We start from the raw sequence: 3,091 nt of genomic DNA, 5'->3' as shown, positions 1-3,091 counted from the left end.
GTCTGGTCGCGCCAGCAGTACGGCAGCACCCGGTAGCCCTCGTACGCGAGCCCCTTGTCGTGGAGCTGCTTGAACGCCCATAGCACGCTCTCCATGAACGTCGTGTCGAGCGTCTTGTAGCCGCGGTCGAAGTCAACCCAGCGTGCCTGGCGGGTGACGTAGTCCTTCCACTCCTCGGTGTACGTCAGCACCGAGTCGCGCGCCTTCGTGTTGAACACGTCGATGCCCATGGCCTCGATCTCGCTCTTCTCGGTGATGCCGAGCTGCTTCATGGCCTCGAGCTCTGCCGGCAGCCCGTGCGTGTCCCATCCGAACACGCGGTCGACCTTCTTGCCGAGCATGGTCTGGAAGCGCGGGAACACGTCCTTCGCGTACCCGGTGAGCAGGTGCCCGTAGTGCGGGAGGCCGTTGGCGAACGGGGGGCCGTCGTAGAAGACCCACTCCTCGGCGCCCTCGCGCTGAGCGATGGATGCGCGGAATGTGTCGTCGCTCTTCCAAAAGTCGAGAACCTCGCGCTCGATCTCGGGAAAACGCGGACTCGCAGCGGGGCCGAATGCGGAGGCGTTACGCGGGTAGGTCATATGTGCTCGCAGTGCTCGTGGCGGATGCTTCTGCAAGGACGACCCTCTCGGACCGCGGTACCACCTCGCGTGATGCCGTACGGCACCCTCTCTCACTGCGGCGATGACGGGCCTGCCCCGCTCGGTTCTAGTGGCTTCGTCCCCTGAGCCTGTCGAAGGGTCGAAGCGTTCTTCCGAGAGCTCCCCGGTGATGGCCGGTTCACAGCTGATGCTTCTATTGTACGCGGCATCCGTGCGCTGTTGTTGTCGTGCGCTTCGCGCGGAAAATCGCACGTGGTGCGGACCCGAACCCTGGTTGGCTCCGCAGAAGCCGCGATTCTCCGCAGCTGGCGCACGCCCGCGCTACGAGCTGATGCGGTGGTATCCGTGCAGGTCGTCCTGCACCCCGTTGATCCAGATCTCTGCGACGCCGTCCGGGTCGGGGATGCGGATCGTTCGCGCGAAGGCCTCGTCGACGACGGATGCCGCGAACCCCGCCTCCCTGAGCCGTGCGGCCAGCGCGTCGAGGTCGCCGCGCGCCTCGAACGACAGCCCGATCTTCGGTTCTCCGGCGTGCAGTCCCACCGAACCGGCAGCGGCCTGCAGCTCGATCCATCCGCCGCCGTCCGACGCGATGCCTGCGTGCAGTCCGAGTTCTTCCAGGATCGCCCGCGGCTCAGCGAGATCGGCCTGGAACCATAGCGGTTGCACTGAGATTTCGTGCGAAACCGCTGGGGCCGTGCCCTGCGAAACCGAGATCGAGATGCCGGATGCCGCCCGCACGATGAGCACGTCGCCGACCCCCTCCATCACCTCGCGTTCGACAGTGAACGATGCCAGAGCGGATGCCGCGGCAGCCAGGTCATCGACGAGAACGTGGATATCGGCCGATCCTGGCGGATGCCCGCCTGTGACTCTGTGCACGGCGAAGACACCGTCGGCGTGGAACTCGCCCCATTCCGGCGTCGGCTCATACGGCGCACGGAACCCGAGGTGTTCGGCCAGGGCCCACCACTGCTCCGGATGCTCGGTGTAGAGAAGCTGCTGAATCGTGACGCTCATGATGCCTCCTCCAGGTATCCGCGCAGCGCGGCCTCGACGAGCGCGGACAGGCTCGTGCCCTCGTCGATCGCGCGATGCTTCACGGTGCGTATGAGGTCCGCCGGCAGATACACGTTGAACTGCGCCTTCTTCTGCTCGCTTGCTTGCATGCTAGCATCATAGCTCGCAAACGGCACAGACCTCAAGACGTGGCTCGCTCCGCTGACGCCCGTGCCGCACGATGCCGCAGCGTTCACAGCCGCACAAGCAACTCCGCAAGCTCGCCCAGCGCCTCGTGCCCGGTCAGCTCGCCCGCCACGAGCGGCACCTCCAGAACGGGCACGCCCGACACCGCCGAGCGCACGCGCTGCAGATAGCGGTCTTCGACGTCGCGCCGCGCGCGCAGCACCTCACCGGCATCCGATGGTGAACGTCGATTCGCGATCAGCACGGCCACACGAACATGCATCTCCCCCAGCGCATCGACGACCTCCAGCGTCTCCGCCACGGGAAGAGCCTCGGCCTGGAACACGACGACGAATCCGCACCGTTTCGGATCGGTGATCGCCTGCTGCAGCGCATCGAAGCGTTCGCGCCGCCGCGTGAGTGTTCGCCGTAGCTCGGCCTCACTCGGTGGCGCCTGTTCCCGCCTGCCGGCCAGAGAGCGCATCGCGGCCGAGAAGCGCTCTGAACGGTCGCGGTTGCGCAGCAGGGTGTCCGTCCAACCTGCCAGCTGACCCGGCAGCGCCAGCAGCCGCAGCGTGTGTCCGGAGGGCGCGGTGTCGAAGACGACGAGGTCGTACGTGCTTCCGGCGAGCTGTGCGGCCTCGGCGATGCGCTCCAGCACCGCCGATTCGTGACTGCCCGGCGCACGGCGCGCCCGCGCGAGGTGCTCGCTCGCCTGCGCGTGCTGGCGCTCGGGCAGAAGTTGCAGCATGGTCTGCTCGACAGCGGCGAGATGCCGCTCGATCGTCTGCTCCGGATCGATCTCCATGCCGTCTACATACCCGCCGTCAGCTCCCGCGGCGAGCCGCGTGGGCGAGTCGGTGACCTCGCGCCCCCACAGATGCCCGAGATTGTGCGCGGGGTCGGTCGAGACGACCAGCACCCGCCCACCCTGGCGTGCCCGCGCGAATGCGGTCGCCGACGCCAGCGAGGTCTTTCCGACGCCGCCCTTGCCTCCGAAGAAGAGGATGCTGCGGCGCTCATCCGTCAGCAGCATGACATCTGATCCAACGGCGATCTCGGCATGCCCATGCGTCGGTGCCAGGCGTGGAAGTCCTCGGCGAGCAGCGGCATCAACTCCGCGCTGTAGTACGCGGCGGGATCGGGAACTCCCAGGGCCTCTCCGAGCACGACGAGCGTGAACAGGTCGTCCTCATCGCGACGCTCACGCGCTAGCATCTGCCGATAGGGGCCGGCGTAATACTCCACCAGTCCCTCACGGAAGGCGGTCCAGCGTCGCAGAAGACGCTGGACCGCCGTTCGGC

General features: G+C 67.1%; 5 protein-coding genes. All 5 read right to left on the bottom strand.

The features are described from left to right. The coding region (locus tag Q1J95_RS15440) for a class I tRNA ligase family protein (RefSeq protein ID WP_300269266.1) at positions 1 to 581 on the bottom strand (581 nt) is incomplete at its 3' end. A gap of 342 nt (positions 582 to 923) precedes the next feature. Next, complete coding sequence (locus Q1J95_RS15435) at positions 924 to 1,622, bottom strand: hypothetical protein (protein WP_300269265.1); 699 nt, start codon at positions 1,620 to 1,622, stop codon at positions 924 to 926. Further along, positions 1,619 to 1,771, bottom strand: coding sequence for a CopG family transcriptional regulator (locus tag Q1J95_RS15430; RefSeq protein ID WP_300269262.1), 153 nt, complete (start codon positions 1,769 to 1,771; stop codon positions 1,619 to 1,621). The genes Q1J95_RS15435 and Q1J95_RS15430 overlap by 4 nt, the downstream gene beginning before the upstream one ends. 83 nt (positions 1,772 to 1,854) lie before the next feature. Next, on the bottom strand, positions 1,855 to 2,823 hold the full coding sequence (locus Q1J95_RS15425) for an ArsA family ATPase (protein ID WP_300269260.1): 969 nt from the start codon (positions 2,821 to 2,823) through the stop codon (positions 1,855 to 1,857). After that, positions 2,814 to 3,068 (bottom strand): cory-CC-star protein, encoded by a 255-nt coding sequence (locus Q1J95_RS15420; protein ID WP_300269267.1) that lies wholly within the window; start codon positions 3,066 to 3,068, stop codon positions 2,814 to 2,816. Before Q1J95_RS15420 ends, Q1J95_RS15425 begins: the two co-directional genes overlap by 10 nt. Positions 3,069 to 3,091: the final 23 nt, after the last annotated feature.

The organism is Microbacterium sp. (assembly GCF_029263575.1).
GTDB lineage: Bacteria > Actinomycetota > Actinomycetes > Actinomycetales > Microbacteriaceae > Microbacterium.
Note: the sequence above shows the minus strand (reverse complement) of the source record. Positions and strands in the feature narration are given on the sequence as shown.

Coding starts and splice junctions, on each gene's coding strand:
- Q1J95_RS15435 (WP_300269265.1), bottom strand. CDS start 1,622: ATGAGCGTCACGATTCAGCAGCTTCTCTACACCGAGCATCCGGAGCAG.
- Q1J95_RS15430 (WP_300269262.1), bottom strand. CDS start 1,771: ATGCAAGCAAGCGAGCAGAAGAAGGCGCAGTTCAACGTGTATCTGCCG.
- Q1J95_RS15425 (WP_300269260.1), bottom strand. CDS start 2,823: ATGCTGCTGACGGATGAGCGCCGCAGCATCCTCTTCTTCGGAGGCAAG.